Genomic DNA, 24,396 nt, shown 5'->3' on the forward strand with positions numbered 1-24,396 from the left:
CGCATGGCCGAAGGCCGAGTCTCGAGGGCTGAACGACGAGCCTTACAGCGCCGAAAACCCGCCGCAGCGAAGCGGAGACCAAAAATACAGCTACCAAGTTACAGATCGCGGTCGGCGATGATTCCGCTCTGGAGCGCCAGGCCCGCCAAGCGGACTCGCTTCTGGTTCTGCGGGAGGTCTTCCACGCCGAACTTCGAAAACAGCGTGCGCAGATGGGTTTTGATGGCATCGACGCTCAGGAACAGTTCGTCGGCGATCTGCTGATTCGATGCGGGCGTGGCGAATCCGGCGTTGTTCTTGTACGGGCGGCACAGCGCGATGAGCACGGAGCGTTGGGTATCGGTCAGCGTGCGCAGCGTGGGGAACGTGCCGGAGGAGATGCGCGTCGCGTCGTCCGCGGTACCGCTGTAGTCGTGGAAGGAGACCAGCGAGGTACCCACCCGGATCCGGTCGCCCGCGGTCAGGCGGCGGCGGCCCGCCAGGCGCTCGCCGTTCACGAAAGTGCCGTTGCGAGAAAGACCGTCGTCGACGATCGTCCACTGCGCCCCCAGATACTCCACGGCCGCGTGCACCCGCGAGACTTCGGCATCCCAGGACAGCGTCAGATCCGCCTGCGGGGAGCGGCCGATGGTGATGCGCTGTTGTTCGGGATCGAGTGTCAACTCCTGCTGACGGCCCGTGTCGTCGGCGAAGCGCAGGAACGATCCCCGGAAATCGCTCACCGCGGGGACACCTCGATCATCGGAACCAACGACGTATTCTGCACAGTTTCCATGGTGCCGCGCCCTCCCAACACGAGCAAGATCGTAAAGTTGATACCCCCCACAAGTTGGGGGTATCGGTTATATCCGATATGCATGAAAACGCCGCCGCTGTCCGGATGTCGCACGATTCCTCCGGACCGCGGCGGCACAATGGGAACAACCCCTCGGCCCCCCGGCGGCCGATCTACTAGCTGGCGCGGCCGACTTCCTTGTTGTACGCGTCGGTAATTTCCGCGGAGATACGTCCGCGGGCGGAGACCTTGTGGCCCTTGCGGCGCGCCCATTCACGAATTGCCGCACTCTGCTCACGATCCATCGACACGCGGCTCTTCGGCGCGCCGGTGTTCACGCCCGCGGCCTTACCGCGCCGACGACCGCTCACCCGACGCGCGCTGGCGACCCAGGTTTCCAGGCCGTCACGCAGCTTCGCCGCGTTTGTCGTGGACAAGTCGATCTCGTACGAAACACCGTCGATCGCGAACTCGATGGTCTCATCCGCGATGGACTCCCCATCGACATCATCGATCAGGCTAACGGTGACCTTCTTTGCCATGAGATGAACGTCCTCTCGAAATCGTGCGACCCGCATACTAGGCCGATACCCGAGTCGAGAATACCTCGAATTCGGAAATTTCCAAGCCGGGGTCAGTGGAATGAATCGGTACCACTCAGCGCGCCGCGGGACGCACAATTGGGAACAGTATCGTTTCCCGGATTCCGAGACCCGTCAACGCCATCAGCAAGCGATCGATTCCCATACCCGTTCCGGTGGTCGGCGGCATACCGTGTTCCATCGCGGTGAGGAAGTCCTCGTCGAGCCGCATCGCCTCGTCATCACCGGCCGCGGCCAATCTCGCCTGATCGATGAACCGATCGCGCTGAATGACCGGATCCACGAGTTCGGAATAGCCCGTAGCCAACTCGAAGCCGCGGACGTACAGATCCCACTTCTCGGTCACGCCCGCCTGGCTGCGATGCTGCCGGGTCAGCGGTGAGGTCTCCACCGGGAAGTCACGCACGAATGTCGGCGCGTACAGCTTGTCGCCATAGACGTGCTCCCACAGTTCCTCGACGAGTTTGCCGTGTCCGTAGCCCTTGCCCGGCGGAATTTCCAGACCGACCTGTTCGGCCAGCGCCAGCAATTCGGGTACGGTCGTTTCCGGAGTGACCGGCACACCCAACGAGTCGGACAGCGACGGGTACATCTCCACGGTGTTCCACTCGCCGCTCAGATCGTATTCCGTGCCGTCGGCCAAGGTCACCACCTGCGTGCCGAAGACCTCCTGCGCGACCTCCTGGATCAATTCCCGCATCATCAGCGCGGAATCGTCGTAGGTACCGTACGCCTCGTAGGTTTCCAGCATCGCGAACTCGGGGGAATGCGTGGAATCCGCGCCCTCGTTACGGAAGTTGCGGTTGACCTCGAAGACCTTCTCGATACCGCCGACCACGCACCGCTTGAGGAACAGCTCCGGCGCAATGCGCAGGTACAGATCGATATCGAGGGCATTGGAATGGGTGATGAACGGCCGCGCCGCCGCACCGCCGTGCAGAGTCTGCAACATCGGCGTCTCGACCTCGAGGAAACCCCTGCGCTCCAACGCATTTCGCACCGCGCGAACAACTTTTACCCGAGTGCGCGCCATTTCCCGTGCCTCCGGGCGCACGATCAGGTCCACATAACGCTGCCGGACCCGGGACTCCTCGCCCATCTCCTTGTGCGCGACCGGGAGCGGACGCAGCGACTTGGCCGCCATCGACCAGGAATCGGCCATGACGCTCAATTCACCGGTGCGCGAGGAGATCACCTCACCACGTACGAATACGAAGTCGCCGAGGTCCACATCGGCCTTCCAGGCCGCCAGCGCGTCGGCGCCGACGCCGTTCAGGCTGATCATCGCCTGCAGCTTGGTTCCGTCGCCCTCCTGGAGCGTGGCGAAGCACAACTTGCCGGTATTGCGCACGAATATGACGCGGCCGGCGATACCGACCGTGAGGCCGGTGGTGGTGTCGGGTTCCAGGTCGGGATACGCCGCCCGGATTTCCGCGAGGGTATGCGTGCGCGGAACAACCACCGGATACGGCTGCACTCCCTGCTCGAGCAGCCGCTCCCGCTTGTCCCGGCGAATCCGCATCTGCTCGGGGACATCGACTTCCGCTGCGGCAGGACGGCTTTGCCCCGCGGGTTTCGAGTCCGCGGCGCGGCCGGATGACGGGGTGTTCGGCGTGCTCACAGCACATACCCTAGCCTGCGCGGGAAATGGTTCGGCGCGCCGCCCGAACACTACCGGGGCGTAACCCGCGTGGACGCATTCCGGGTACGCCGGCCGGCATATCCGGGCACGACGAACCGGGCCGGAATCACGATATTCCGGACACCTGACCGAAATCTATTGCGCCGGTCCGCCGTTCGTCCAGGGAACGGGAGAATTACAGGGAGACCAGCGCGCCGACCTCACGGCTGAAGTGCGTGGCGCCCGCCGCCACCGACAGCAGCCCGGCCGCCTTCAGCGCCTGATATCCACCCACCAGATCGGTGGCCCGGCGCAATCCGAGCCGCTGCAGCGAGGCCGCGGCCAGGCTCGAGGTATAGCCCTCCGAGCACACGATGATCCATTCCACGTCGTGATCCGCGGCCAGGGCCAGGCGTGCGGAACTGGTCGGGTCCAGCCGCCATTCCAGCACGTTGCGTTCGATCACCAGCGCGCCCGGCAGGGTGCCTTCCTTACCGCGCTGCGCCTGCGGCCGGATATCGACCAGCAGCGCACCACGCTCGATCGCCTGCGGCAATTCGAATGCGTAGATCCGCGTCAGCTGGGCGCGAGCCTCGTCCAGCATGCCGTCGATCGTCATATGGGTCATTTCACATCGCCTTCGGGGTATGTGCGGCCGGGCCCGGATTCGACGGCAGGACGCCGCTGGTGACCGTGTCGGGCTCGGGCTCGTCGGTGAGTACGGTCCGGCTCCGGCGCAGCGTGCCGTGACCGGTGACCTCGTAGTAGGACATGGCGGTGAGCGGTGGGGAGTACGCGTGCACGGACAACGTCGGATCCAACGGCCCCAGTTCGGGTTTCGCGCCGAGCGCGAGGTCCGGAGCACGCACGACGTCGTGCACCCAGCCGAGCGGGAACGACGCCTGATCGCCCGCGGTCAGCGTGCGCTCGCGTAATTCCCTTCCGTTCCAACGGAATTCCGATAACGCGCCGCTGAGCACGGTGAGCGCGCCCAGCGACCCGGCATGATCGTGCAGTTCGGTCGAGTGGTCCGGCACCCAGCTGATCAACCAGACGTCGACCTCGTCGTCGGCGAGCAGCCTTGTGGCCCAGCGGTTCTCGGTCGGCCACACGCCGCCTGCCGGAAACAGGTGATCGTACCGGCCGGCCAGCACGTCCTCGGCGCCCTCATCGGTCAGGCGCAGCAGATCGGCCGGGCGCAGCCGGGTCGGCAGTGCCGAGGCCACGGCGCGGTCGGTGATATCGGCGGACAGCCGGGAACTCGGTGCCTGGAAACGCGGCGAGACGACGCGTGCGGGACGAGTGATACCTGCGGAACGCATGAGGGAGGCTCCAGGAGAAGTGGCGGTCGGGGGCGGATACGAAGCCCCGACATCGGCCGAGGCGAATCAGCCTCGACAACACTCCTGGATGCTCACGCGGTGCGACACGAGCGCAATAGTAGCAGCGGATCGCGGAGGCGCACACCACCGTGTGGCCGACGCAACAACCACGGCGCGACCACCCGCTACTTGGCCGGTCGGGTCCGCGCCGAACCGCTCGCCCGCTGCTGATTGCGCTCGTAGACCAGACGCAGGCCCTCGTGCGTCAGATGCGGCTCATGATGATCGATGGTCTCCGATTCGGGCACGATCAGCGGCGCGCTGGGCCCGGTGGCGACGATCGCGACGTCATCTCCCGCGAAGGCGTCCAGCTCGTCCCGAATCCGGTCGATCAGGCCGTCCACCAGGCCCGCGAAACCGAAGATCGCACCGGACTGCATGCATTCCATGCTGTTCTTGCCGACCACCGAGCGCGGACGGGCGAGTTCCGCGCGCCGCAGAGCCGTGCGCGCGACCAGCGCCTCGGTGGAGATCTCCACCCCGGGCGCGATGCTGCCGCCGAGGAACTCCCCCTTCGCCGAGACCAGATCCACGCAGACCGCGCTGCCGAAATCGACCACGATCGCGGGGGAATTACCGAAACGGTGATATGCCGCAAGGCAATTCACGATCCGGTCAGCGCCGACCTCCTTGGGGTTGTCGACCAGCAGCGGAATTCCGGTCCGTACGCCCGGCTCGACCAGCACGTGCGGGAGATGACCCCAGTACCGGCTCATCATCTCGCGCAGTTCGCGTAGCACCGGCGGCACCGTCGAGAGCGCCGACACCCCCACGACCTGCTCGATCTGCTCACCGACCAACCCGCGCACCTGCATCGCGAACTCGTCCGCGGTCAGCAGCGGATTGGTATGTGTGCGCCAGGTCCGCACGAGGTTGGCGTGGTCCCCGCTACCGGAGAACAGGCCGACCTCGATACTCGTATTGCGCACATCGATCGTCAGCAGCATCGGATGGCCGATCCCTTCTGTATTTCTGCCTCCGCTTCGCTCCGGCGGGCCGCGGCCCCCGAAGGGCCGATTCTTCCCTCCTGGCGCTCCTCCGCTCCGTCAGTCCAGAATCGATCCGGGCCGCGGCCTTGGGAGTTGGGTTGTTCGGTGTAGGCGGAACCGGGCGAAAGCACTTCGGCGGTTGGTGTTCCGAAGTCGTGTTGCGAGGGGAACCATGCCCGGGAACGAGCATTCAGCCCTCGACCGAAACTCAGGCCGGAGTCAGCGAACGCGGGGACGTCAGGCCCGACCCCTCCGGGGCGTGCGCCGGATCGGCGCCGAGATGAACCTGGCGGTTGTGTTCGTCGACGAAGACAACGCGCGGGGCGTACTCGCGCACTTCGGCCTCGTCCATCATGCCGTACGCGATGAGGATTACCAGATCGCCCGGATGTACGAGATGCGCTGCGGCGCCGTTGATTCCGATCACTCCGGAGCCGCGTTCACCGGCGATCACATAGGTCTCGAGCCGGGCGCCGTTATCGATGTCGACGATGCAGACCTGCTCGCCCTCGAGCAGATCCGCGGCGTCCATCAGATCCGGGTCCACGGTCACCGAACCGACGTAGTGCAGGTCGGCGTGAGTCACCGTGGCGCGGTGGATCTTCGACTTCATCATGGTGCGCAACATCGTGGTGGTCTTCCTATGCGGTCGCCGGAGCGTGGTCGGGAGTGGTCGGATGGCCGTCGATCGGGACACCGATCGTGAGCGGCATGTTGTCGATCAGGCGCGTCGCGCCGAGGCGGGCGGCGACGAGCAGGCGGGCGTTACCGTTCCATGCGGTATTCCCCTGTGCCGCACCGGGTTCCGGAATCGGGCGCAGATCCGCGGTGCGCAGTTCCAGATAGTCGACCTCGACACCGGAGACGCTGTCCAGCACCGCGTGCGCGGCCGCGAGCACCGCGTCGGCGCCCAGGCCCGCGGCGTGCCGTCCGGCGGCCAGCGCCGCGGACAGCGTCACCGCCAGATCGCGCTGCACCGGATCCAGATAGCGATTGCGCGAGGACATCGCCAGCCCGTCCGATTCGCGGACCGTGGCCACCGGAACGATCTTCACGTCGAAATTCAGATCCCGCACCAGCTGGCGGATCAGCGTGAGCTGCTGATAATCCTTCTCGCCGAAGAACGCCTCGTGCGGTCGGGTGATCTGCAGCAGTTTACTCACCACGGTCAGCACGCCCGCGAAATGCGTTGGGCGGCTTGCACCTTCGAGTTCCGCGCCGAGCGGGCCGGGATGCACCGAGGTGCGCGGGCCGTCCGGGTACATATCCGCGGCGCTGGGCGCGAAGACCAGTTCCACCCCCTCGCCGCGCAGCAGTTCCACATCGGCGTCGAGGGTGCGGGGATACTTGTCCAGATCCTCGTTCGCGCCGAATTGCAGCGGATTGACGAAGATCGAGACGATCACGACCTGATTGGTGCGCCTGGCCTGCCGAACCAGCTCGAGGTGCCCGTCATGCAGCGCGCCCATGGTCGGCACCAGCGCGACCTTGCGGCCCACCGAACGCAGCGCGTTGGACACCGCGGTCACCGTCGCCGGATCGTGCAGGACGGTCAGCTCCCCAGGGGCGTACGCGCCGCGCAGTTCGGGATCGAACATCAGCTGTGCCTTTCTTCCGCCTGATCGGTTCCCTCGGTGGTCGCGTGATGCGGCCCACTAGGTTCGCAATCTTTCAGCAAATCGATCATGACCTGGTCCGATCGCACTCGTTCGGCCGTGCGCAACGACAGTGCGCGGTAGCCCTCGGCCACGCGGGGATCGGTTTCGCGCAGCGCTGTCAGGTGGGCGGCCACCGCGTCGGCGTCACCGCGCGCCACCGGACCGGTCAGTGCGGCCTGCCCCCGGCGCAGTGCGTTGTCCAGCGCGGCCGACGCCAGCGGTGCGAGCATGCGCTCGGCAAGCCCGTTGGGCTCCTCGCCGACCAATTCCTGACCGAGCAGTCCCGGACCGGCGAGTGCGGCACGCAGGGCCGATACCGCGTCGAGGACCAGGGTGAGCAGATGATTGCTGCCGTGCGCGAGCGCCGCGTGGTAGAGGGTGCGATGTTCCTCGGCCACCCGGACCGGTTCGCCGCCCATCTCGATCACCAGCGACTGCGCGATCGCGTAACCGATCTCGTCGGCCGCGGTGATCCCGAAACAGGCGTTGGCCAGGCGGGTGAGATCCTCGTCGTGGCCGGTGAACGTCATCGCGGGGTGGATCGCCAGCGGTAGCGCACCGCGCTCGGCCAGCGGCCCGAGCACGCCGACGCCGGTGGCGCCCGAGGTGTGCGCGACGATCGTGCCCGCCCGCACCGCCTGCGCGGCCGCGAGCCCGGCCACCAGACCGGGCAGCTCGCTGTCCGGCACCGACAGGATCAGCAGCTCACTGCGCCCGGCCACCTCCTCGGCGGGCATGATCCGCGAATCCGGCAACCGGGTGCGGGCACGCTGGATCGAGGCATCCGAAATCGCGGATACCCCGAAAACGATGTGACCGGCACGTTCGAGTGCCGCACCCACCGCCGAACCAACGCGTCCCGCCGAGACGATTCCCACCGTCAACCGTGCGGGCGCAGGGTCGGCCCCTGAGACAGGCATGTCCGAGGTCACCATTGTCCTCTCGAAGTCGTTCCAGTCCCGCGACTGCGGCGGGTACCGGACGTTACGTTCCCGAGAATAGAACCCCGCTGCTCACGCGACCAGATCCACACCCGGTGACATTCGCCGCACTATTTCCCGATCGGCGCGGCTCGCGCCGCGGCCCGCCCAGCTGAACCACCCCTCGTAGCCAACCAGACCGCTGACGCGAAACAACCGAGGCCCGCCGCAGAACCCGGTGATTCGGCGAGGGCGGCCGGTCACCCACCAATCCAGCCCGAATCGGCTCAACCTCCGGCCAGCCCGGCTCGACCACCCCCTCACAGCCAACCGACCTGCGACTCACAACGCCCGAATCGCCGCGCAGACGACCGAGATCGCCCCATGCGGATCAGCGCGGCCGGCGGCATACCAACCGAACACGCGCCGACCCAACCCGAATCGGCTCACGCTGCGGCCAGCCCCCTCACAGCCAACCCACAGCGACCGAATCTCGACGCAGCCGACCGAGATGGCCCCATGCGGATCGGCGCGGCGGCCGCGCACCAACCGAGCCACAATCGGCCCACTCTCCGGCCAGCCCGGCCCGACCACCCCTCACAGCCAACCGACCTGCGAACCCACAACGACCGAATCTCGACGCGGGCGACCGGGGTGCGGATCGGCGCTGCCGGGCGGGAAGGCCGAGCACTTGCCGACCGGGCGGGTCAGCTGGCGCCGCGCTCGGACTGCAAATTGGCCATGATCTCGGCGACGGAGAGCTTGCGGCCGTCGCCGGATTCGGCGCGGCGCCGGCGGCGGCTGGCGGTGGTGCCGATGGGGGTCGGGCCGGGCGGGGTGTCCGCGGCGTGGGCGGAATGCTCGTGGGACGTGTCGGCATCGCCCTCGGCGGCTTCGGCGGCGGCCAGGTCCTCGGCGGTCACCACCGAGGTCTCCGCGGTGACGGGATCGTCGTACGGGCTCGCGAAGGAGGGGGGTTCGGGGTGGTCGGGTTCGAAGACCGGAGTCACCGGATAGCGGGCGACGACCGGGGAACTCCAGGCATCCCAGGTATCGGTTTCCTCGGGGTTATCGTTCGCTCGGTGGTCCGCCGCGTCGAATGCGCCGGGCAGTTCCTGCAACCGGATCGCGTCCGCGCGCAACGCCGGGCGCTCCGCGAGCAGATCGCCGTCGAAAAGCCGCTGCAGACTCTCGCGCAACACGGTCAGTTCCGCGCGCAGAGCGGCCATCTCACCGGCCTCGGCGGCGACCTCCTGCCGCACCCGGGCCTCGACGCCGAGTTCGTACTCACGCCGGGCGGTGATCTCGCGCTCGAGTTGCAGTTTGTAGACCGTCTGCAGATTGCGCACCTTGGCCTGGTCGACCGCGGCCTCACGGCGGTAGCGGGACGCGGCGAGCGCGCCGACGACCGCGGCCCACAACGCCACGACGAGACCGACGCGGATCAACTGCACACTGCTGCTGAAAACCAGGAAAGCGCTGGCGATCAGTCCGAGCAGAACCAGACCGCCGATGATCAATTTTCCCGCGTCACCCCGTCGACGGCGGGAAGTACTGCTTCGGGCGGGTGGCACCATGCCCGACAGGGTAGCTCGCGCGCGGAGTTCCGGCTCGCAGCTCAGGGGGTGATTCCACCTGGTAAGTTTGCTGTCAAGTTGCCGGTTCATCGGGTGGTTCACTGGGCGCTCGGCAGCAATACTCCAGCCACAGAGCCGCCGCGACGAGCACCACTCCGGCGATCAATCCGACGATCGCACCCGGGGTATCCGAGCCCGCCGCGCGCAACGTCGAACGCTGCGGCAGCGTCCAGATCAGGAACCCCAGCCATACCCCGGCGGCCAGCGAGCCCACCTGCGCCGAGGCCTTCGCCAGCGCCACAGCCCGCGCAGCGGTGATCGGATGCAACTGCTTGGGCCCGTCACCGATCCGCTGATCGCCGACCCGTGCCCGAATCACGAAGGCCAGCACCGCATCCAGCGCGGCCACCGGATACAGCGAGGCGCCCGCGATCACCGTGATCGGCGGGAAGCTCGAATACGCCCAGCGCGTCGCGATCCAGGCGACCACCGCGGCGACGAAGACGTTCGCGAGCAGATCGAGGATCTTGGTCGGCTTCATGACGTTCATGCCGCGGCCTCACTCACCACTCGCCGCGCACCCGCCGTCGCCCCGCTCACCACTCCACCTCGCCGGCGCTCGCCTCCGTCGGGCGCGATACCGCATTGTGTCCATGGTTCGCTCCGCTGTGCTCCGCTCACGACACCGCCCGCCGCAGCGTCAGCTCGGTCGGTCGCACCCCGTCGCGCTCGGCGGGGTCCAGCGCCGCCAGCAGGTCGCGCACCGGAGCCGGGCGACCCTGCACCTCGAGGATCGCGTCGGGTTCGATTTCCACCCAGGGCACCAGGACGAAGGCACGGTTGTGCGCCTGCGGATGCGGCAGCGTCAGGGTCGGGTCCAGGCTGCGGCACACGCGCAGCCCCTCTAGTCGGTGCTCCGCGCACCAGATCATGTCGACGTCCAGAGTCCTTGCACCCCAACGTACTTCGCGAACTCGCTGCGCGGCTTGTTCGAGCTTCTGCCCGCGCCGCAACCATTCTCGCGCATCTGCGGCCGGATCTTCTACCAGCACAATGGCATTCAGATAGTTATCCTGCGGAACACCGCCCCAGGGCGCGGTCGAGTACACCGAGGACACCTCGACCAGCCAGGGCGCGAAGGCGTCCACCACGCTGCGCAGATGAGCAAGCCGATCGCCCAGATTCGAGCCGATCGACAACACCGCCCGGCTCATGCCGCCCCCGTCCCGGCGGATATGTCCGCACGAGTCCGGGTGGCGACCACGCGAACGTCGGCGAAGGTGTGCGGGATCGGCGCGGACGGCTTGTGCACCACCACTTCGGTCGCGGTGACCCGCGGATCGGTCATCACGTCGTCGGCGATCTCGCAGACGACCGTCTCGATCAGATTGCGCGGCGGCCCCTGCACGATCGCGACCGCCCGCTCGGCCAGCTCGCCGTAGTGCACAGTGCGCGAAAGATCGTCCGTCGCAGCGGCTTCGGTGAAATCCAGCCACAACGTGATGTCCACCAGGAACTCCTGCCCCTCACGTCGCTCGAACTCGAAGACCCCGTGATACCCGAACGCCCGCAACCCCCGTAGCTCGATGCGGTGTTCTCTGGCCTCCGCTTCGCTGCGGCGGGGTGTGGCGTTATCTCGGGTGAATGCCCCGGGTGACCGATCCCCGGCCTGCCCTCGTTCAGCCCCTTGCCAGGCCGGCGTGCTCAACCCGGAATCGACCCAGGCCCCAACCTCGGAGGCGGCGTTGTCCGGGGTGAGAAAGCCGGGTGACCGACCGGAGTCCCGTTCGGGCCCCCGCTCATTGTCCTGATCCGACTTGTTCGCCCCAGCATCAACTCCGGCGCCGACCTCGAAGCCGGCGTCATCTGGAGTGGACGAGCCGGATGACCGACCGGGGACACGCTCTTCTCCGAGCCGAGCCGCCGTGATCGCTTCGGAATCGCCCCGGGCCCTGGCTCGGAAACCGGCGTTATCCGGAGTAGGCGAGCCGGATGACCGACCCGGGTCACGCTCGTCCCCCCGCTGAGCCGTGTTCACCCCGGAATCGACCCGGGCCGCGGCATCGACACTGCTCGAGGTGGGCGAATCGACTGGGCGCCTTGGGTTTCCATCGATTTCTCGCGTCATGGGGTGGGTGCTCCATCCGTGGTACCGGGACGATCGGCGGCGCGGGACCAGGCGTCGGTCACGGCGATGGCGTCCAGGGAGGCGCGCACATCGTGGACCCGGACGCCCCAGGCGCCGTGTTCGGCGGCCAGCGCGGAAATGGTGGCGGTCGCGACCTCGCGGCCGTCGGGAGGACGGAGGTCGTCGCCCTCGGCCAGCAACGCGCCGAGGAAACGCTTGCGGGAGGCGCCGATCAGGATCGGCAGTCCGGCGGCGGCGTAGCGCGGCAGGGCGGCGAGCAGGGCCCAATTGTGGGCCGCGTTCTTGGCGAAACCCAGTCCGGGATCCAGCACCAGACGGCCGGTGTCCACACCCGCCGCCACCGCGAGATCCACCTGGGTGCGCAGTTCGTCCCAGACCTCGGCGACCACGTCGTCGTAGTGATCGGCCGGACCGGTGTGCCGGTAGTCCGCGCCCGCTCGCCAGTGCATCAGGATCCACGGCACCCCCGCCGCGGCGACCACCTTCGCCATATCCGGATCGGCGCGTCCGCCCGACACGTCGTTGACGATCCACACCCCCGCCTCGATCGCGGCCTCGGCGACCCGCGCGCGCATGGTGTCCACACTCGTCGGCACACCCGCCGCGGTCAGTTCCCGGATCACCGGCACCACCCGTTCGGCCTCGGCGGCCGGATCGACGCGCACCGCACCGGGACGGGTGGACTCACCGCCCACGTCGATGATGTCCGCGCCCATCTCGTGCAGCGCCAGACCGTGCGCCACCGCCAAACCCGGATCGAGATAGCGCCCCCCGTCGGAGAACGAATCACTCGTCACGTTGACGACGCCCATCACCACACACGATCGCCCGTTCCGCGGTAGCACCGTGTCCAGTTGCCTCCGCTTCGCAACGGCGGGCCGCACTTCCCCGAGGACCGGTTCTGCCCTCCTGCGCTCACCCGCCCGCTCCGTCGATCCGGAATCGTCCCGGGCCGCGCTCTCGGAACTTGCGTCATCCGTCGCGGGCGGAACCGGAAGCGGCTCTGCTTCACTTCGACGCCGGGCCCCCTCGGGGGCAGCGGCCTCGCGGCCGGCGGCGACCGCGAACCCGGCGCCGGTCTCGGCACGTGGTGTGACCCGGTCCTGCCGCACGCCCCGGGCGGGCTCGCGATGTGTGGCCAAGGCGCTCACTTCCGGAGTATCAGATCCAGTGCCTCGGCGCGCGAGCTGGCGCTGCTCTGCAACAGCCCGCGCACCGCCGATGTGGTGGTGCTGGCGCCGGGCTTGCGGATGCCGCGCATCGCCATGCACAGATGTTCGGCCTCGACGACCACGATCGCGCCGCGCGGGTCCAGCTTGCGCATCACCGCGTCCACGATCTGACTGGTCAGCCGCTCCTGCACCTGCGGGCGTTTCGCGTACAGATCCACCAGCCGGGCCAGCTTCGACAGTCCGGTCACCCGGCCGTGCGGGCCCGGGATGTACCCGACGTGCGCGACCCCGTGAAAGGAGACCAGATGGTGTTCACAGGTCGAATACATCGGAATGTCGCGCACCAGAACCAATTCCTGATGTCCCTCGTCGAACGTCGTGTTCAACACCGAGTCGGGCTCGATGTAAAGGCCCGCGAACATCTCCTTGTAAGCCCGTGCGACCCGAGCCGGGGTATCGAGCAGCCCGGGACGATCGGGATCCTCGCCGACCGCGAGCAACAACTCCCGCACCGCGTTCTCGGCCCGTGCCTGATCGAAACCACGTCCGGTGCCGATTGCGATCGGTTCGGTACTTACCCCGGAGAACCCATTGTTATCGGCCGACACTCGAGGACACCTCCACAAAATCCTTGGGTACCGGGCAAACTTCCGGTACCCCGACCGTCGAGCCTAACGACCACCGGTCAGTTCCGGCCGTTCGGTCCGTCCCATTCGCCGCCCTCGCCCTCGCGCGGGATGGTGTACCCGGCGTCCTCGGGATCGCCCTGCTGATGCTGCGGCCGCCCATAGCGCTGTCCGCCCGCGGGAGCCCAGCCGCGGTTCTGCTCACCGCCGTAGCCCGGCTGCTGCTGGCCCTCCTCCTGCGGCGGCCAGCCCGGAGCCGACCAACCCGCCGGAGCGCCGTAATCGGGCCGCGAGCCGTGTGTGCCGCCCTGGTTGGGATATCCAGCCGGCGGGCCCTGGTAGCCCGGCTGCGGCACGGGATGCCCCGGCTGCTGATCGCGGTACGCCTCCTGCGGATATCCGTTGGCCGGAACCGGCTGCGGCGCAACGGGTTTCAGCGCCTCGTCCGGCCACGGCTCGCCGCGCTCGGCGGCCAGCTCGCGCGGAGTCTTCACCGGCGGACGATCCGAGGGCACGCGCTCGCCGAAATCGTTGAACGCGGTGATCCGCGGCCGCTTGATGACGGTCGTGAGCACCTGCTCGAGTTCCTTGCGGTGCAACGTCTCCCGCTCGAGCAGCGCGGTGGCCAGCGAATCCAGCTCGTCGCGGTACTCGTTGAGAATCGCCCAAGCCTCGGTGTGCGCGGCCTCGATGAGATTGCGCACCTCCTCGTCGATTTCGCGGGCGACCTCGTGCGAGTAGTCCGAATTGGTTCCCATCGACCGGCCCAGGAACGGATCGCCCTGCTCCTGGCCGTAGCGCACCGCGCCAAGCCGGGCGCTCATGCCGTATTCGGTGACCATCGCGCGGGCGATCTTGGTCGCCTGGTCGATATCCGAGGACGCGCCCGTGGTCGGCTCGTGGAACACCAGTTCCTCGGCCGCGCGGCCGCCCATCGCCATCACCAGACGCGCGATCATCTCCGAACGGGTCATCAGGCCCTTGTCGTCCTCGGGCACGGTCATGGCGTGACCGCCGGTGCGGCCGCGGGCCAGGATGGTGACCTTGTAGACCGGCTCGATATCGGGCATCGCCCAGGCGGCCAGGGTGTGCCCGCCCTCGTGGTACGCGGTGATCTTCTTCTCGTGCTCGCTGATGATGCGGCTCTTGCGGCGCGGGCCGCCGATGACGCGGTCCACCGACTCCTCGAGCGACGGCCCGGTGATGACGTTCCCGTGCTCACGCGCGGTCAGCAGCGCGGCCTCGTTGATCACATTGGCCAGATCCGCGCCGGACATGCCGACGGTGCGCTTGGCCAGGCCGTCCAGATCGGCGTCGGGCGCGATCGGCTTGCCCTGCGAGTGCACCCGCAGAATCGCCCGGCGACCGGCCAGATCCGGATTGCTGACCGGGATCTGCCGGTCGAACCGGCCCGGTCGCAACAGCGCCGGGTCCAGGATGTCGGGCCGGTTGGTGGCCGCGATGATGATGACGCCGGTGCGGTCGCCGAAACCGTCCATCTCGACCAGCAGCTGGTTCAGCGTCTGCTCGCGCTCGTCGTGGCCACCGCCGAGGCCCGCGCCGCGCTGGCGGCCGACCGCGTCGATCTCGTCCACGAAGATGATGCAGGGGCTGTTCTGTTTGGCCTGGTCGAACAGGTCGCGCACACGCGAGGCGCCGACACCGACGAACATCTCGACGAAGTCCGAACCGGAAATGGTGAAGAACGGCACACCCGCCTCGCCCGCGACCGCGCGCGCCAGCAGCGTCTTACCGGTGCCGGGCGGGCCGTACAGCAGCACGCCCTTGGGGATCTTGGCGCCCAGCGCCTGATAGCGCGCCGGATTCTGCAGGAAGTCCTTGATCTCGTACAGCTCTTCGACAGCCTCGTCGGCGCCGGCCACATCAGCGAACGTGGTCTTCGGCATATCCTTCGACAGCTGTTTGGCCTTGGATTTGCCGAAGCCCATCATGCCGCCGCGGCCACCGCCCTGCATGCGGGCCATCACGAAGACGAACACGATCAGCAGCGCGACCATCGGCAGCACGAACAGCAGCACCTGGGTGAGCCAGCTGTCCTGTTTGACCGTCGTGTTGTACGGCGCGCCGGATGCCTGCACATCCCGCAGGATCTGCGCGGACACCTCGCTGCCGCCCGGATATTTCGCGATGATCTGGGTCTGGTTGCCGGTCGCGTCGTTGCCCTTGTTCAGGGTGATGCGCAGCTGCTGCTCTTTGTCGTCGATCTGGACCTGATGGACGTTGGACTTGTCGGCGAGCTGAGTGAGCGCCACCGATGTGTCGACGTTCTTCCAGCCGCGCGTGTCGTTGCTGAAATAGCTGACCAGATAGATCACGAGCAGGATGCCCGCGACTATGGCCAGGTTGCGAAACACTGTCTTGCGGTTCATAGAGCGTCGGCCGGCGGGCCAGTCCTTTCCGGTGATTCCGGTATGTGCCTGCGTGCGCGCGGTGCCTCCGCACCACCAACCCGCCCCGGTCGGAGCGAACGGATGCGGACACGCCACGTTACCGCGTACGGTCTAACCGATACATCGCGCAGTTCGGCAGCTAATGCAGTTCAACAAGTAAACGGTCGGAGAACGCAACTGGTTCCCCGGCTCGCACTCGGGCAGACACCCCGCGGCGTCTGCCCAAGCAGTCACAATCATGGCATGCACCACCTATTGTGAGCGACAACACAACCCTGTGGTGTGAGCGATGGCTCCGGCGGTAGCTTGACCTCCCGCCACCGGGACCCGCGAGCACCGCAAGTCAGACAGAGCGCAGGGGGTATGGACATAGTCGAGCTACGGACACCCACAGCGATACTGCGCCACGGCGCCGGGCGGCTTCAGGTCCTGCGACCGGGCGCCGAAGGCGAGCGCGTGCTCGATGTTCCGGTCTCCGACCTGCTCAAGGTCCGGCTCAACCGGCGTGTCGACGACGCGGTCGTCATCGAGATCTACCTCCGGTATCCCAGCCCGGTCCTGACCGGCGTACCAGCCGACCGGACCCCGCTACCGGTACTCATCGCCGAACACGACATGCCGACCGCGATCGTCATCGTGGAGCGGATCAACAACCAGATCCTGGAGACCCAGCGCATCGACATGTCGGTGCCCGATCTCACACCGCCGGCCCCGGCCTGGGGCAAATCCGGCCCGACCCGCGCCGATGTGGACCGCGCGGTCCGCCGGATGGCGCCCCGCCGCGAGGCCAAGCCGGCGATCGGCGCGTTGCACCAGATGGTCGGACCCGACGAGTTCGCGCTGGAAACCGCATTGGTCGCCGCGACACCACCTGCCGGGCGCGGACGCGGCCTGCTCGTGGTCACGACCGAGCGGCTGCTGTTCCTGTCCGTCGGATCGACCGACCGCTACGCCCACGAGGTGCCGGTTTCGGCCCTGCTCTCGGCGCGTCAGGTGGACCATCAGGCGGATGAGGACGGCGGTGACCCGACGGCCGAATTCGGCATGGCCGTCCACGACGGCAATCAGACCATGTACTTCACCGGCGTGGACCGGGCCGATACCGATCGCGTCATCGGGGCGCTCAACTTCGCCATCCAGCGCGAAGCCGCGGACGGTGCGGTCGCCCCGCCCGATCCCGGTGTGGCGCAACTGTATTCGGAGTGGGAACTGCTGGTCGAGCGGCATTCGCTCGGTATGGTCGACGATGCGCAGTTCCAGCGGTACGGCCGAGGAATCCTCCGCTCCCTACCGGACTGAGCTGTGTTTTTGGTCTCCGCTTCGCTCCGACGGGGTTTTCGGCGCTTTAAGGCTCGTCGTTCAGCCCTCGAGACTCGGCCTTCGGCCATGCGCTTCGAGGGCTGAACGACGAGCCCGCGCCGAAAACCCTTGGAGCTGGCGTTGCTGAACCTATCGCTTCGCGGGCGACTCCCAGCGGGACGGAGACGCTTCGCCGCTGGGCACGTCAGCCTTTCGGCCTCGCTTCGCTTCGGCGGGCATCGGGTGCGGTGCGCGCGGAAACCCTTTGTGGCTGGGGTTGCTGAACCTATCGCATCGCGGGCGAGTACCAGCCGGAACGGAGACACTTCGCCGCTGGACACGTCAGCCTTTCGCCTCGCTTCGCTTCGGCGGGCATCGGGTGCGATGCGCGCCGAAACCTTCGTGGCTGGGGTTGCTGAACCTATCGCATCGCGGGCGAGTACCAGCCGGAACGGAGACACTTCGCCGCTGAGCGCGTCAGCTTTCGGCTTGCTTCGCTTCGGTGGAAGTGGCGTCTGCTTTCGGCTCGCTTCGCACCGGTGGAAGTTCGGCGGGATCCGCGACGAAAGCCATTGAAGCTGGCGTTATCGACCTCTCGCTTCGCGGCGCTCGCAGCCGGACCGAGACGCAGTTCGGTAAAGTTTCCGGCGCAACCCGCACCGCAGGCCCGTGGGGCTGTCTGGTCTTGCTGTACCTCTCGCTCTGCATGCGACTTCCCGTGAGGTTCGCAACCGCGCCGAACGCCATTGAGGCTGGTCTTGCTGCGCTTCTGCGCTCCGCAGTCAACTTCCCGCAGACGGAGCGCAACCCGCACCGGAGGCCGTTCGGGCTGGTCTTGTCGCACCTGTCGTTTCGCCGGCGGCTTCCTGCGGGCGAGGACGGTTTCGCCATCGAGGGTGTCGGTGGCGGCCTGGGCTGGGTTTCGTTGATGCGGGTTACGAGAATTGGTCGCGAGTCGGCTGTCCGGGCGGGTGTAGCCGGTGGGGATTCACACGGATTGGGCGTAAATCGCGGCTCACTCCGATTGCAGGGTGACGCGGCGCCAGGGCGAGGTTTGCCGCCGCCACAGGCGGATGAGTTCCAGGCGGCGGTCCACGCCGCCGGATTTGAGTTCGGCCAGGTCTTCGCAGGCTTGCCAGTACGTCCAGCCGGTCAGGTAGGCGTCGCCGAACTGACGCCAATTGCGGTAGCGGCGTTGGGCGGGGGTCAGGGCGCGCATCACGTATTCCCAGGCGACGTCCGCGTCGAGGTATCCGGCGGTGAAGGCCATTCTGGCTACCGCGACGACGCGGGCCAGATCCCATGCCTGGATATCCGCGGGCAGCGGCTGCACCAGGTGGTCGACCAGGTCCAATTTGATCGCCTGTGACCAGATGTCGTAGTCGCGCACGAGCGCCTCGGGGTTGTCCATCCCCCGAAACGCACCGACCTGACGCAGGAACGCTCGCTGCCGGTCGGCCCGCTCACCGAAACGGTCCCGCTCGGGCGAGTTGAGACCGGCCATGACCAGCGGATGCACCATCGCGTACAGCGGGGAGTGCATACCGTCCAGCAGCTGTTCCATCGAGGCCATCGCCTCGGCTCCGTCGGTGATGCCCCACGCGCCGGTCAGCGTGTCGATCGCCAGCTCGCGGCGATCGCCGAGGGGGTGCTCGCGCTCGGGCCCGAGCAGCAGCGCGTCGTGGAAGGCGTCCCAACGCGCCGAGTAGAACGCGCCCAGTGACAGGGCCCGCAGCTCGTCGTCGGAGATCTGCGCGCCGGACCAATGATCGTCCTCGCGCCGATCTAGTTCTTCGTACGGGAATGTGGTCAGTGTCGGCAGGTCGCGGGCAGCCATATCTCCGATTGTGTCCCATCGATCTCGGCGCGGCCCGTTATTTGCCGGACAGTCTCCGATTGCCTCGGATTCGCTTCTGTCACAAATGCGCCTTCGAGCAAACTGTGCCCGCCTGGTGACACCGAGAGCAGCCGGCCGGGCCCATTCGAACGACATCGCTCCGGAAAAACACGCAGGCCCGTTCAGCCTGGACAACACCGACTGCGAGTCTGCGGTCCGGTCCGATTTCGGACCGGCGGAACTGCCGCCGAAGATCAGCAACACAGAGTTTTCACATTGGCCGCTCGTTGCGCTGTCATGCGGGCTGAGCGAGGGCTAGTCTCGGCGCCATGTGTAGGAACATCACCGTCCTGCGTGGGCTGGAACCTGCCGCGACCGATCAGGAGATCTACGCGGCGGCACAGCAGTACGTGCGGAAGGTCGGTGGGCTGACGGGGCTGTCCTCGACCACGAAACCGGCCTTCGACAAGGCGGTCGCGGCAGTCGCGGCGGCGACGACCACGCTGCTGGCCGAACTGCCCGAGCGGCGGGTGGCCCCGACGACCGAACCGCCGCTGCGCCGCCTCGCCGCCACCGACTGACGCCGCCGCCGGCGAACCGGGCACGCCGCACCCGCTGTGTCGCGGGCCGCTGTCGTATGCCCGCACACCCCGTTGCCGAACGGCGTCGCGGCCCGGCCGGGTCGCGCGATCCGCGTTCAACCATATCCCCGGACCCCGTACACCGCCGCGCAGTCCAGGGCGATCTCCAGGTGCAGGCCGCGCTCCTCGATCGGCCGCCCGAGTAGTTCGGTGATCCGCTGCAGCCGATAGCGCACCGTATTCCGGTGCACGCCAAGCTCTTTCGCCGCGGCGTCCGGGCTCCGGCGACAGCGCAGATAGGCGTGCAGCGTCTCGCGCAGGCGGGCGGCGTTCCCGCCCGGCCGGGCCAGCGCCCCCAGTTCCCGGTCGATCAGCGCGCGCATCGCGGCCTCGTCGGCGCCGGCCAGATAGGCCACCTCGACCTGCGGATACCGCAGTATCCTGCCGAGATCGGCGACCGCGCGCTCGGCGACCTGACGCGCGGCCATCGCCTCGCGGTGACTTTCCCGGAACCCCGCGATATGCGCGGCGGGACCGCCGACCGCTACCCGCACGGGGGGTTCGACCGCATCGGGCAGCAGGTCGAGACCCACCTCCGACTCGACACCGATCCACGCCCACAGCGCGCTCGCGCCGGAGGGAATGGTGAGCGCGCCGCCGCCCAGTGCCGCGGCCAACCGCGCGACCACCCGGTCGAGGGTTCCGAAGGTCTCGGTGTCACCGGGGTCGGCCGAAGACGCGTCGGCGTCGCCGACGAGCCGGCCGACCTCGCCGCCGGGTACGAGAGCCCCGCTGCCGGGTGAAAAGATCTGCGGCTGACGCTCATCGGTCCACAGCACACAGGCGATATGCCGTCCGGAGAGGCGGTAGCCGAGCCGCGCGGAGGTGGCGTCGACGTCCGGGTCCGCGCCGGCCAGCAGAGCACGCACGATTTCGGTGCGCTGATTCAGTGCGGCGCGCAGACCGCACTCGCGCTCCTGCATATAGGTTCCGGTGAGCGCTTCGACCGAACTGCTCACCCACAGACTGGACCGCTCGAACAGTCGCAGCAGCACGGCACGTTCGATATCCGGTGGGGGATGGCGTTTTTCGAGCGTCTCGGTCAGGTAATCCAGCACGGCTTCCTGCCCGAGGTGGTAGACACGAAGCAGCAGTCGCAGATCGTGACCGCGGCGGGCGACCGTGCGCGCGAAGGCGTGCGCCTCGGGCGGTACCGGATAGTCCATCCGATCCTGGGTCAGACCGCCCAGCATCACCAGCGCGTGCGCGCGGGTACTGGCGGCCAGATCGTGGCGCATATCCCGATCGGCGAGTTCGGGCAGCCGGCCGATGATCGCGGCGTCCAGCCGGTGCACGACCTGATCGAGGGTTTCGGTGCGCAGCGTTTCGGCGACGAAATCGGCGATCCACTGCCGGACCACCACGGCGGTCTGCGCACTTATCACGACGCATCCTCCGATTTTGTCCGCGATGCACAAAAACGCCGGTAATAGTTGACCGTAACTGCCAAGAACTCCGCAGTCGATTGTGCCACGATCATAGGCCAGTGAACTGATTCACATTTGCCCTGAAGTAGCCCACCTGGGAGAACCGAATCGTGTCCGAATCCGAACCGCGCAAGTCCGCGGCCCGCAAGTCCACCGGCAGCACACCGGCGCGGAAAACCACCAAAGCCACAACCGCCAAGAAGACCGCCGCCAAAGCCACCCAACCCAAGTCCGCGGTCGCCAAGCGCGCACCGGCGAAGAAGGCCGCGACGAAGCGCACGGCCGAAAAAGTAACGGCCACAACAAGTAATGAAGAAAAGGCAGTCACAGACATCGAAACCACCGCTGCCACAGCCACAACCGGCTCGACGGACGACATCGCATCCGGCACCACAGCGAAAGCAGAGTCGGCATCCGCGATAGCCGATGCGAATGATGCGTCCCCCGAGACCGCAACGGCCGCAGATATTTCCGCGGACTCCTCGGCAGGCGCGAAGACCGGATCCGACAGCGAGCGAGCCGCCGCGTCCGCCTCGCAAGCCGGCGCGACCGTCGAGAAAACAGCGGCCGCCGGAGAGTCGGCATCCCCAGCAGGGACTGTTACCGGCGATGACGCTGCAACCGAGAAGGCAACGACCGCTCCCGGGGAAGCTTCCACCGCTGCGACCTCGGATGCCCCAGCCCCAGAAGCGATCGCAACCCGCGAACCGGCGAGCCAGGGAACTGCCGCCGAGAAGATCGCAGCGGACGAAATCCCCACTGTCGATGGCGACTCCCGACCCGACAGCGCCGACGCGAGCAGCCCAACCGAGGCCGGGCCCGCCGTCGATGAGCAGACTGCCGCACCAACCACGCAGGATGCGAGCGAGAAGGCCACCGCCACAAGCGAATCGAGCGCGGACGCCGCTGCGGACGGGCCAGCCGCTGACGGGGAGCGGGACGAGATCGCGGTACACAATCCGGCTACCGGGGAGGTCGTGGGAGCTGTTCCGGCGCAATCGGCGGGTGAGGTCGCGGCGGCGGTTCGGGAGCTGCGGCTGTATCAGGCCGAGTGGGAGGCGCTCGGCGCCTCGGGGCGTAAGAAGTGGCTGCTGAAGCTGCAGGATTGGCTGATCGACCACACCGACCGGCTTGCCGACGTGGTGCAGTCCGAGACGGGTAAGCCGCGGGTGGACGCGCTCATCGACTCGAGTTTCGCGGTGGATCTGCTGGGCTACTACGCCCGCCGGGCCGGGAAGTTCCTGGCCGACGAGCATCCTTCGCCACACAGTCCGCTCGCCCGGGTCAAGCGGCTGACCACGGCGTATCGCCCGTATCCGGTGGTCGGAGTGATCACGCCGTGGAACTTCCCGCTGGCCATGCCCGCGCTGGACGTGATTCCCGCGCTGGCGGCCGGAGCCGCGGTGCTGCTCAAGCCCTCGGAGGTGACACCGCTGTCGGCGCTCGAGCTGGCGCGCGGCTGGGCCGAGATCGGCGCTCCGCCGGTCTTCACCGTGGTCACCGGAGCCAGGGAAACCGGTGCGGCCGTGGTGGATTCGGTCGATTACGTGCAGTTCACCGGATCCACCGCGACGGGTAAGCGGATCGCCGCGGCGTGCGTCGAGCGGCTCGTGCCCTACAGCCTCGAGCTGGGCGGCAAGGATCCGGCGATCGTGCTCGCCGACGCCGATATCGACCGCGCCGCATACGGAGTCGCGTTCGGCGGACTGTTCAACTCCGGTCAGGTGTGCATCTCGGTGGAGCGGGTGTACGTCGAGGCTCCGATCTACGACGAATTCGTCGAGAAGCTCACCGCCCACGTGCGCGAGCTACGTCAGGGCGCGGACGGCCGCGAGCCGGAGAACGAACTGGGCGCGATGGCGAACGAGGCGCAGAAGGCCATCGTCGCCCGGCACATCCAGGACGCGATCACCAAGGGCGCCAAGGTTTTGACCGGCGGCAAGGCAACCGGGGTCGGCACATTCTTCGAACCCACCGTACTGGTCGAAGTCGATCACGAGATGGCGTGCATGACCGAGGAGACCTTCGGCCCCACGCTGCCGGTGATGAAGGTCGCGGACGAGGCCGAAGCCATTGCGCTGGCGAATGATTCGATCTACGGCCTGTCCGCGTCGGTGTGGACCGGGGACAAATCGCGCGGGGAACGCATTGCGCGGCAGTTGAATGCGGGCGCGGTCAACATCAACGACGTCTTCGCCAACCTGTTCAACTTCGCCCTGCCGATGGGCGGCTGGCAGCAGTCCGGCGTCGGCGCGCGCTGGGGCGGTGCGGAGGGCCTGCGCAAATACTGTCGCAAACAGGCGATTACCACGCCGATGCTGCCGACCCAGCAGAAGGAACCGTTCTGGTTCCCGTACAGCCCGGGCAAACTCGCCTTCGCGCTGTCCGCCATGCGAGCGGCGGGTGCGCGCGGCATGCGCCGGCTGGGCGTGCTCGACGTGATCAATACCGTTGGAGGTAAGGGCAAATGACCGATGTGAGCATCATCCGCGGCAAGGTGGTGGTGATCACCGGCGGCGCGCGCGGCATCGGCCTGGCCACCGCGAAGGCGTTGCAGCAGCTCGGCGCGCGGATCGCCATCGGTGACATCGACGAGACGGCGGTCAAAGAGTCCGGCGCCGCATCGGATTTCGAGCACTACGGCCCGTTGGACGTGACCGATCAACGGTCCTTCGGCGACTTCCTGGACGAGGTCGAACGGCAACTGGGCCCGATCGACGTGCTGATCAACAATGCCGGAATCATGCCCACCGGCAAGTTGATCGACGAGCCGGACGCGCTGACCCGGCGCATCCTGGAGATCAACGTCTACGGCGTCATCCTCGGCTCCAAGCTCGCGCTGGCGCGCATGCTGCCCCGGCACAGCGGGCACATCATCAATATCGCCTCGCTGGCCGGTGAGACCCACATTCCGGGACTGGCCACCTACAACGCCAGCAAGCACGCGGTGCTCGGCTTCACCGATACGCTGCGCGAGGAATATCGCGGCAGCGGGGTCGCGATCTCCTCGGTGCTGCCGACGTTGACCAATACCGATCTGGGTTCGGGCGTCACCGCGCCGAAACTGCTGCGCGCGGCCGAGCCGGAGGAGATCGCGGCGGCCATCGTCCGAATGCTGGTCTCGCGGCGATCGAAGGTCCGGGTTACGACCGTGGCCGGGGTGATCTCGGGGATCGTGGGCATGCTCCCGCAATCGGTCGGTGACGCGATCGGCCGCTCGCTGGGTTCGCAGCGCGCGTTCCTCGACGATGTCGACGCGACGGCGCGCAAGAAGTACGAGGACCGGGTGCGCGGAACCGGGGAGTAACCG

The 24,396-nt window shown here is 67.5% G+C and carries 23 protein-coding genes; 4 read left to right on the forward strand and 19 right to left on the reverse strand.

What is annotated here, in order from left to right; all coding sequences use genetic code 11:
• Positions 1-98: 98 nt before the first annotated feature.
• From AC5WS7_RS39450 to ftsH, 16 genes are all read right to left on the reverse strand, one after another.
• On the reverse strand, positions 99-722 hold the full coding sequence (locus AC5WS7_RS39450) for an FHA domain-containing protein (RefSeq protein WP_495959770.1): 624 nt from the start codon (positions 720-722) through the stop codon (positions 99-101).
• Between the two features lie 229 nt (positions 723-951).
• Entirely contained in the window at positions 952-1,317 is a 366-nt protein-coding gene (locus AC5WS7_RS39455; RefSeq protein ID WP_067898947.1) for a histone-like nucleoid-structuring protein Lsr2, read from the reverse strand.
• Positions 1,318-1,432: 115 nt separating this feature from the next.
• Positions 1,433-2,899, reverse strand: a complete 1,467-nt coding sequence (gene lysS / locus AC5WS7_RS39460; protein WP_495959806.1) for a lysine--tRNA ligase — start codon at positions 2,897-2,899, stop codon at positions 1,433-1,435.
• Between the two features lie 295 nt (positions 2,900-3,194).
• Positions 3,195-3,617 (reverse strand): rhodanese-like domain-containing protein, encoded by a 423-nt coding sequence (locus tag AC5WS7_RS39465; protein WP_495959807.1) that lies wholly within the window; start codon positions 3,615-3,617, stop codon positions 3,195-3,197.
• Positions 3,618-3,627: 10 nt separating this feature from the next.
• A complete protein-coding gene (locus AC5WS7_RS39470; RefSeq protein WP_495959771.1) occupies positions 3,628-4,320 on the reverse strand; it encodes a cysteine dioxygenase in 693 nt (230 codons plus the stop codon).
• A 185-nt stretch (positions 4,321-4,505) separates the two neighbouring features.
• A complete protein-coding gene (locus AC5WS7_RS39475) occupies positions 4,506-5,327 on the reverse strand; it encodes a type III pantothenate kinase (protein WP_495959772.1) in 822 nt (273 codons plus the stop codon).
• 250 nt (positions 5,328-5,577) lie between these two features.
• Positions 5,578-5,997, reverse strand: coding sequence for an aspartate 1-decarboxylase (panD, locus tag AC5WS7_RS39480; protein ID WP_495959773.1), 420 nt, complete (start codon positions 5,995-5,997; stop codon positions 5,578-5,580).
• Positions 5,998-6,010: 13 nt separating this feature from the next.
• Positions 6,011-6,967 carry a pantoate--beta-alanine ligase gene (gene panC / locus AC5WS7_RS39485; protein WP_495959774.1) on the reverse strand — a complete coding sequence of 319 codons (957 nt, stop codon included), beginning with the start codon at positions 6,965-6,967 and terminating at the stop codon, positions 6,011-6,013.
• Positions 6,967-7,947, reverse strand: coding sequence for a Rossmann-like and DUF2520 domain-containing protein (locus AC5WS7_RS39490; protein WP_495959775.1), 981 nt, complete (start codon positions 7,945-7,947; stop codon positions 6,967-6,969). The genes panC and AC5WS7_RS39490 overlap by 1 nt, the downstream gene beginning before the upstream one ends.
• A gap of 707 nt (positions 7,948-8,654) precedes the next feature.
• Positions 8,655-9,524, reverse strand: coding sequence for a DUF6779 domain-containing protein (locus tag AC5WS7_RS39495; protein WP_495959776.1), 870 nt, complete (start codon positions 9,522-9,524; stop codon positions 8,655-8,657).
• 73 nt (positions 9,525-9,597) lie between these two features.
• Entirely contained in the window at positions 9,598-10,065 is a 468-nt protein-coding gene (locus AC5WS7_RS39500) for a DUF3180 domain-containing protein (RefSeq protein WP_495959808.1), read from the reverse strand.
• Between the two features lie 136 nt (positions 10,066-10,201).
• A complete protein-coding gene (gene folK, locus AC5WS7_RS39505) occupies positions 10,202-10,738 on the reverse strand; it encodes a 2-amino-4-hydroxy-6-hydroxymethyldihydropteridine diphosphokinase (RefSeq protein ID WP_495959777.1) in 537 nt (178 codons plus the stop codon).
• Positions 10,735-11,112, reverse strand: coding sequence for a dihydroneopterin aldolase (folB, locus tag AC5WS7_RS39510; protein WP_495959809.1), 378 nt, complete (start codon positions 11,110-11,112; stop codon positions 10,735-10,737). The genes folK and folB overlap by 4 nt, the downstream gene beginning before the upstream one ends.
• 536 nt (positions 11,113-11,648) lie before the next feature.
• The gene (gene folP / locus AC5WS7_RS39515; protein WP_495959778.1) at positions 11,649-12,485 is read right to left on the reverse strand and encodes a dihydropteroate synthase; all 837 of its coding nucleotides are present in this window, start codon (positions 12,483-12,485) and stop codon (positions 11,649-11,651) included.
• 335 nt (positions 12,486-12,820) lie between these two features.
• The gene (folE, locus tag AC5WS7_RS39520; protein WP_495959779.1) at positions 12,821-13,453 is read right to left on the reverse strand and encodes a GTP cyclohydrolase I FolE; all 633 of its coding nucleotides are present in this window, start codon (positions 13,451-13,453) and stop codon (positions 12,821-12,823) included.
• A gap of 77 nt (positions 13,454-13,530) precedes the next feature.
• Positions 13,531-15,861 carry an ATP-dependent zinc metalloprotease FtsH gene (gene ftsH / locus AC5WS7_RS39525; protein WP_495959780.1) on the reverse strand — a complete coding sequence of 777 codons (2,331 nt, stop codon included), beginning with the start codon at positions 15,859-15,861 and terminating at the stop codon, positions 13,531-13,533.
• Between the two features lie 384 nt (positions 15,862-16,245).
• On the opposite strand from ftsH, the gene AC5WS7_RS39530 reads away from it, so the two are divergent.
• Complete coding sequence (locus AC5WS7_RS39530) at positions 16,246-17,181, forward strand: hypothetical protein (RefSeq protein WP_495959781.1); 936 nt, start codon at positions 16,246-16,248, stop codon at positions 17,179-17,181.
• A gap of 1,015 nt (positions 17,182-18,196) precedes the next feature.
• Here the strand turns inward: AC5WS7_RS39530 and AC5WS7_RS39535 are convergent.
• On the reverse strand, positions 18,197-19,018 hold the full coding sequence (locus AC5WS7_RS39535) for a DUF1266 domain-containing protein (RefSeq protein ID WP_495959782.1): 822 nt from the start codon (positions 19,016-19,018) through the stop codon (positions 18,197-18,199).
• A 329-nt stretch (positions 19,019-19,347) separates the two neighbouring features.
• Between AC5WS7_RS39535 and AC5WS7_RS39540 the strand changes: the two genes are divergently transcribed.
• The gene (locus tag AC5WS7_RS39540) at positions 19,348-19,599 is read left to right on the forward strand and encodes a DUF2277 domain-containing protein (protein WP_495959783.1); all 252 of its coding nucleotides are present in this window, start codon (positions 19,348-19,350) and stop codon (positions 19,597-19,599) included.
• A gap of 116 nt (positions 19,600-19,715) precedes the next feature.
• Here AC5WS7_RS39540 and AC5WS7_RS39545 read toward each other — a convergent pair whose 3' ends face one another.
• Complete coding sequence (locus tag AC5WS7_RS39545; protein ID WP_495959784.1) at positions 19,716-21,044, reverse strand: PucR family transcriptional regulator; 1,329 nt, start codon at positions 21,042-21,044, stop codon at positions 19,716-19,718.
• Positions 21,045-21,135: 91 nt separating this feature from the next.
• On the reverse strand, positions 21,136-21,963 hold the full coding sequence (locus AC5WS7_RS39550) for a hypothetical protein (protein ID WP_495959814.1): 828 nt from the start codon (positions 21,961-21,963) through the stop codon (positions 21,136-21,138).
• A gap of 67 nt (positions 21,964-22,030) precedes the next feature.
• On the opposite strand from AC5WS7_RS39550, the gene AC5WS7_RS39555 reads away from it, so the two are divergent.
• Together AC5WS7_RS39555 and AC5WS7_RS39560 are read left to right on the forward strand one after the other, a co-directional pair.
• Positions 22,031-23,557, forward strand: a complete 1,527-nt coding sequence (locus AC5WS7_RS39555; RefSeq protein WP_495959810.1) for an aldehyde dehydrogenase family protein — start codon at positions 22,031-22,033, stop codon at positions 23,555-23,557.
• Positions 23,554-24,393, forward strand: a complete 840-nt coding sequence (locus AC5WS7_RS39560) for an SDR family oxidoreductase (protein WP_495959785.1) — start codon at positions 23,554-23,556, stop codon at positions 24,391-24,393. Before AC5WS7_RS39555 ends, AC5WS7_RS39560 begins: the two co-directional genes overlap by 4 nt.
• Positions 24,394-24,396 lie beyond the last annotated feature (3 nt).

The organism is Nocardia sp. PLKS1-43 (genome assembly GCF_059510335.1).

Coding starts and splice junctions, on each gene's coding strand:
- panD (WP_495959773.1), bottom strand. CDS start 5,997: ATGTTGCGCACCATGATGAAGTCGAAGATCCACCGCGCCACGGTGACT.
- folP (WP_495959778.1), bottom strand. CDS start 12,485: ATGGGCGTCGTCAACGTGACGAGTGATTCGTTCTCCGACGGGGGGCGC.
- panC (WP_495959774.1), bottom strand. CDS start 6,967: ATGTTCGATCCCGAACTGCGCGGCGCGTACGCCCCTGGGGAGCTGACC.
- AC5WS7_RS39455 (WP_067898947.1), bottom strand. CDS start 1,317: ATGGCAAAGAAGGTCACCGTTAGCCTGATCGATGATGTCGATGGGGAG.
- folK (WP_495959777.1), bottom strand. CDS start 10,738: ATGAGCCGGGCGGTGTTGTCGATCGGCTCGAATCTGGGCGATCGGCTT.
- AC5WS7_RS39500 (WP_495959808.1), bottom strand. CDS start 10,065: ATGAAGCCGACCAAGATCCTCGATCTGCTCGCGAACGTCTTCGTCGCC.
- AC5WS7_RS39470 (WP_495959771.1), bottom strand. CDS start 4,320: ATGCGTTCCGCAGGTATCACTCGTCCCGCACGCGTCGTCTCGCCGCGT.
- lysS (WP_495959806.1), bottom strand. CDS start 2,899: ATGCGGATTCGCCGGGACAAGCGGGAGCGGCTGCTCGAGCAGGGAGTG.
- AC5WS7_RS39490 (WP_495959775.1), bottom strand. CDS start 7,947: ATGCCTGTCTCAGGGGCCGACCCTGCGCCCGCACGGTTGACGGTGGGA.
- AC5WS7_RS39535 (WP_495959782.1), bottom strand. CDS start 19,018: ATGGCTGCCCGCGACCTGCCGACACTGACCACATTCCCGTACGAAGAA.
- AC5WS7_RS39495 (WP_495959776.1), bottom strand. CDS start 9,524: ATGGTGCCACCCGCCCGAAGCAGTACTTCCCGCCGTCGACGGGGTGAC.
- ftsH (WP_495959780.1), bottom strand. CDS start 15,861: ATGAACCGCAAGACAGTGTTTCGCAACCTGGCCATAGTCGCGGGCATC.
- AC5WS7_RS39530 (WP_495959781.1), top strand. CDS start 16,246: ATGGACATAGTCGAGCTACGGACACCCACAGCGATACTGCGCCACGGC.
- AC5WS7_RS39560 (WP_495959785.1), top strand. CDS start 23,554: ATGACCGATGTGAGCATCATCCGCGGCAAGGTGGTGGTGATCACCGGC.
- AC5WS7_RS39465 (WP_495959807.1), bottom strand. CDS start 3,617: ATGACGATCGACGGCATGCTGGACGAGGCTCGCGCCCAGCTGACGCGG.
- AC5WS7_RS39540 (WP_495959783.1), top strand. CDS start 19,348: ATGTGTAGGAACATCACCGTCCTGCGTGGGCTGGAACCTGCCGCGACC.
- AC5WS7_RS39475 (WP_495959772.1), bottom strand. CDS start 5,327: ATGCTGCTGACGATCGATGTGCGCAATACGAGTATCGAGGTCGGCCTG.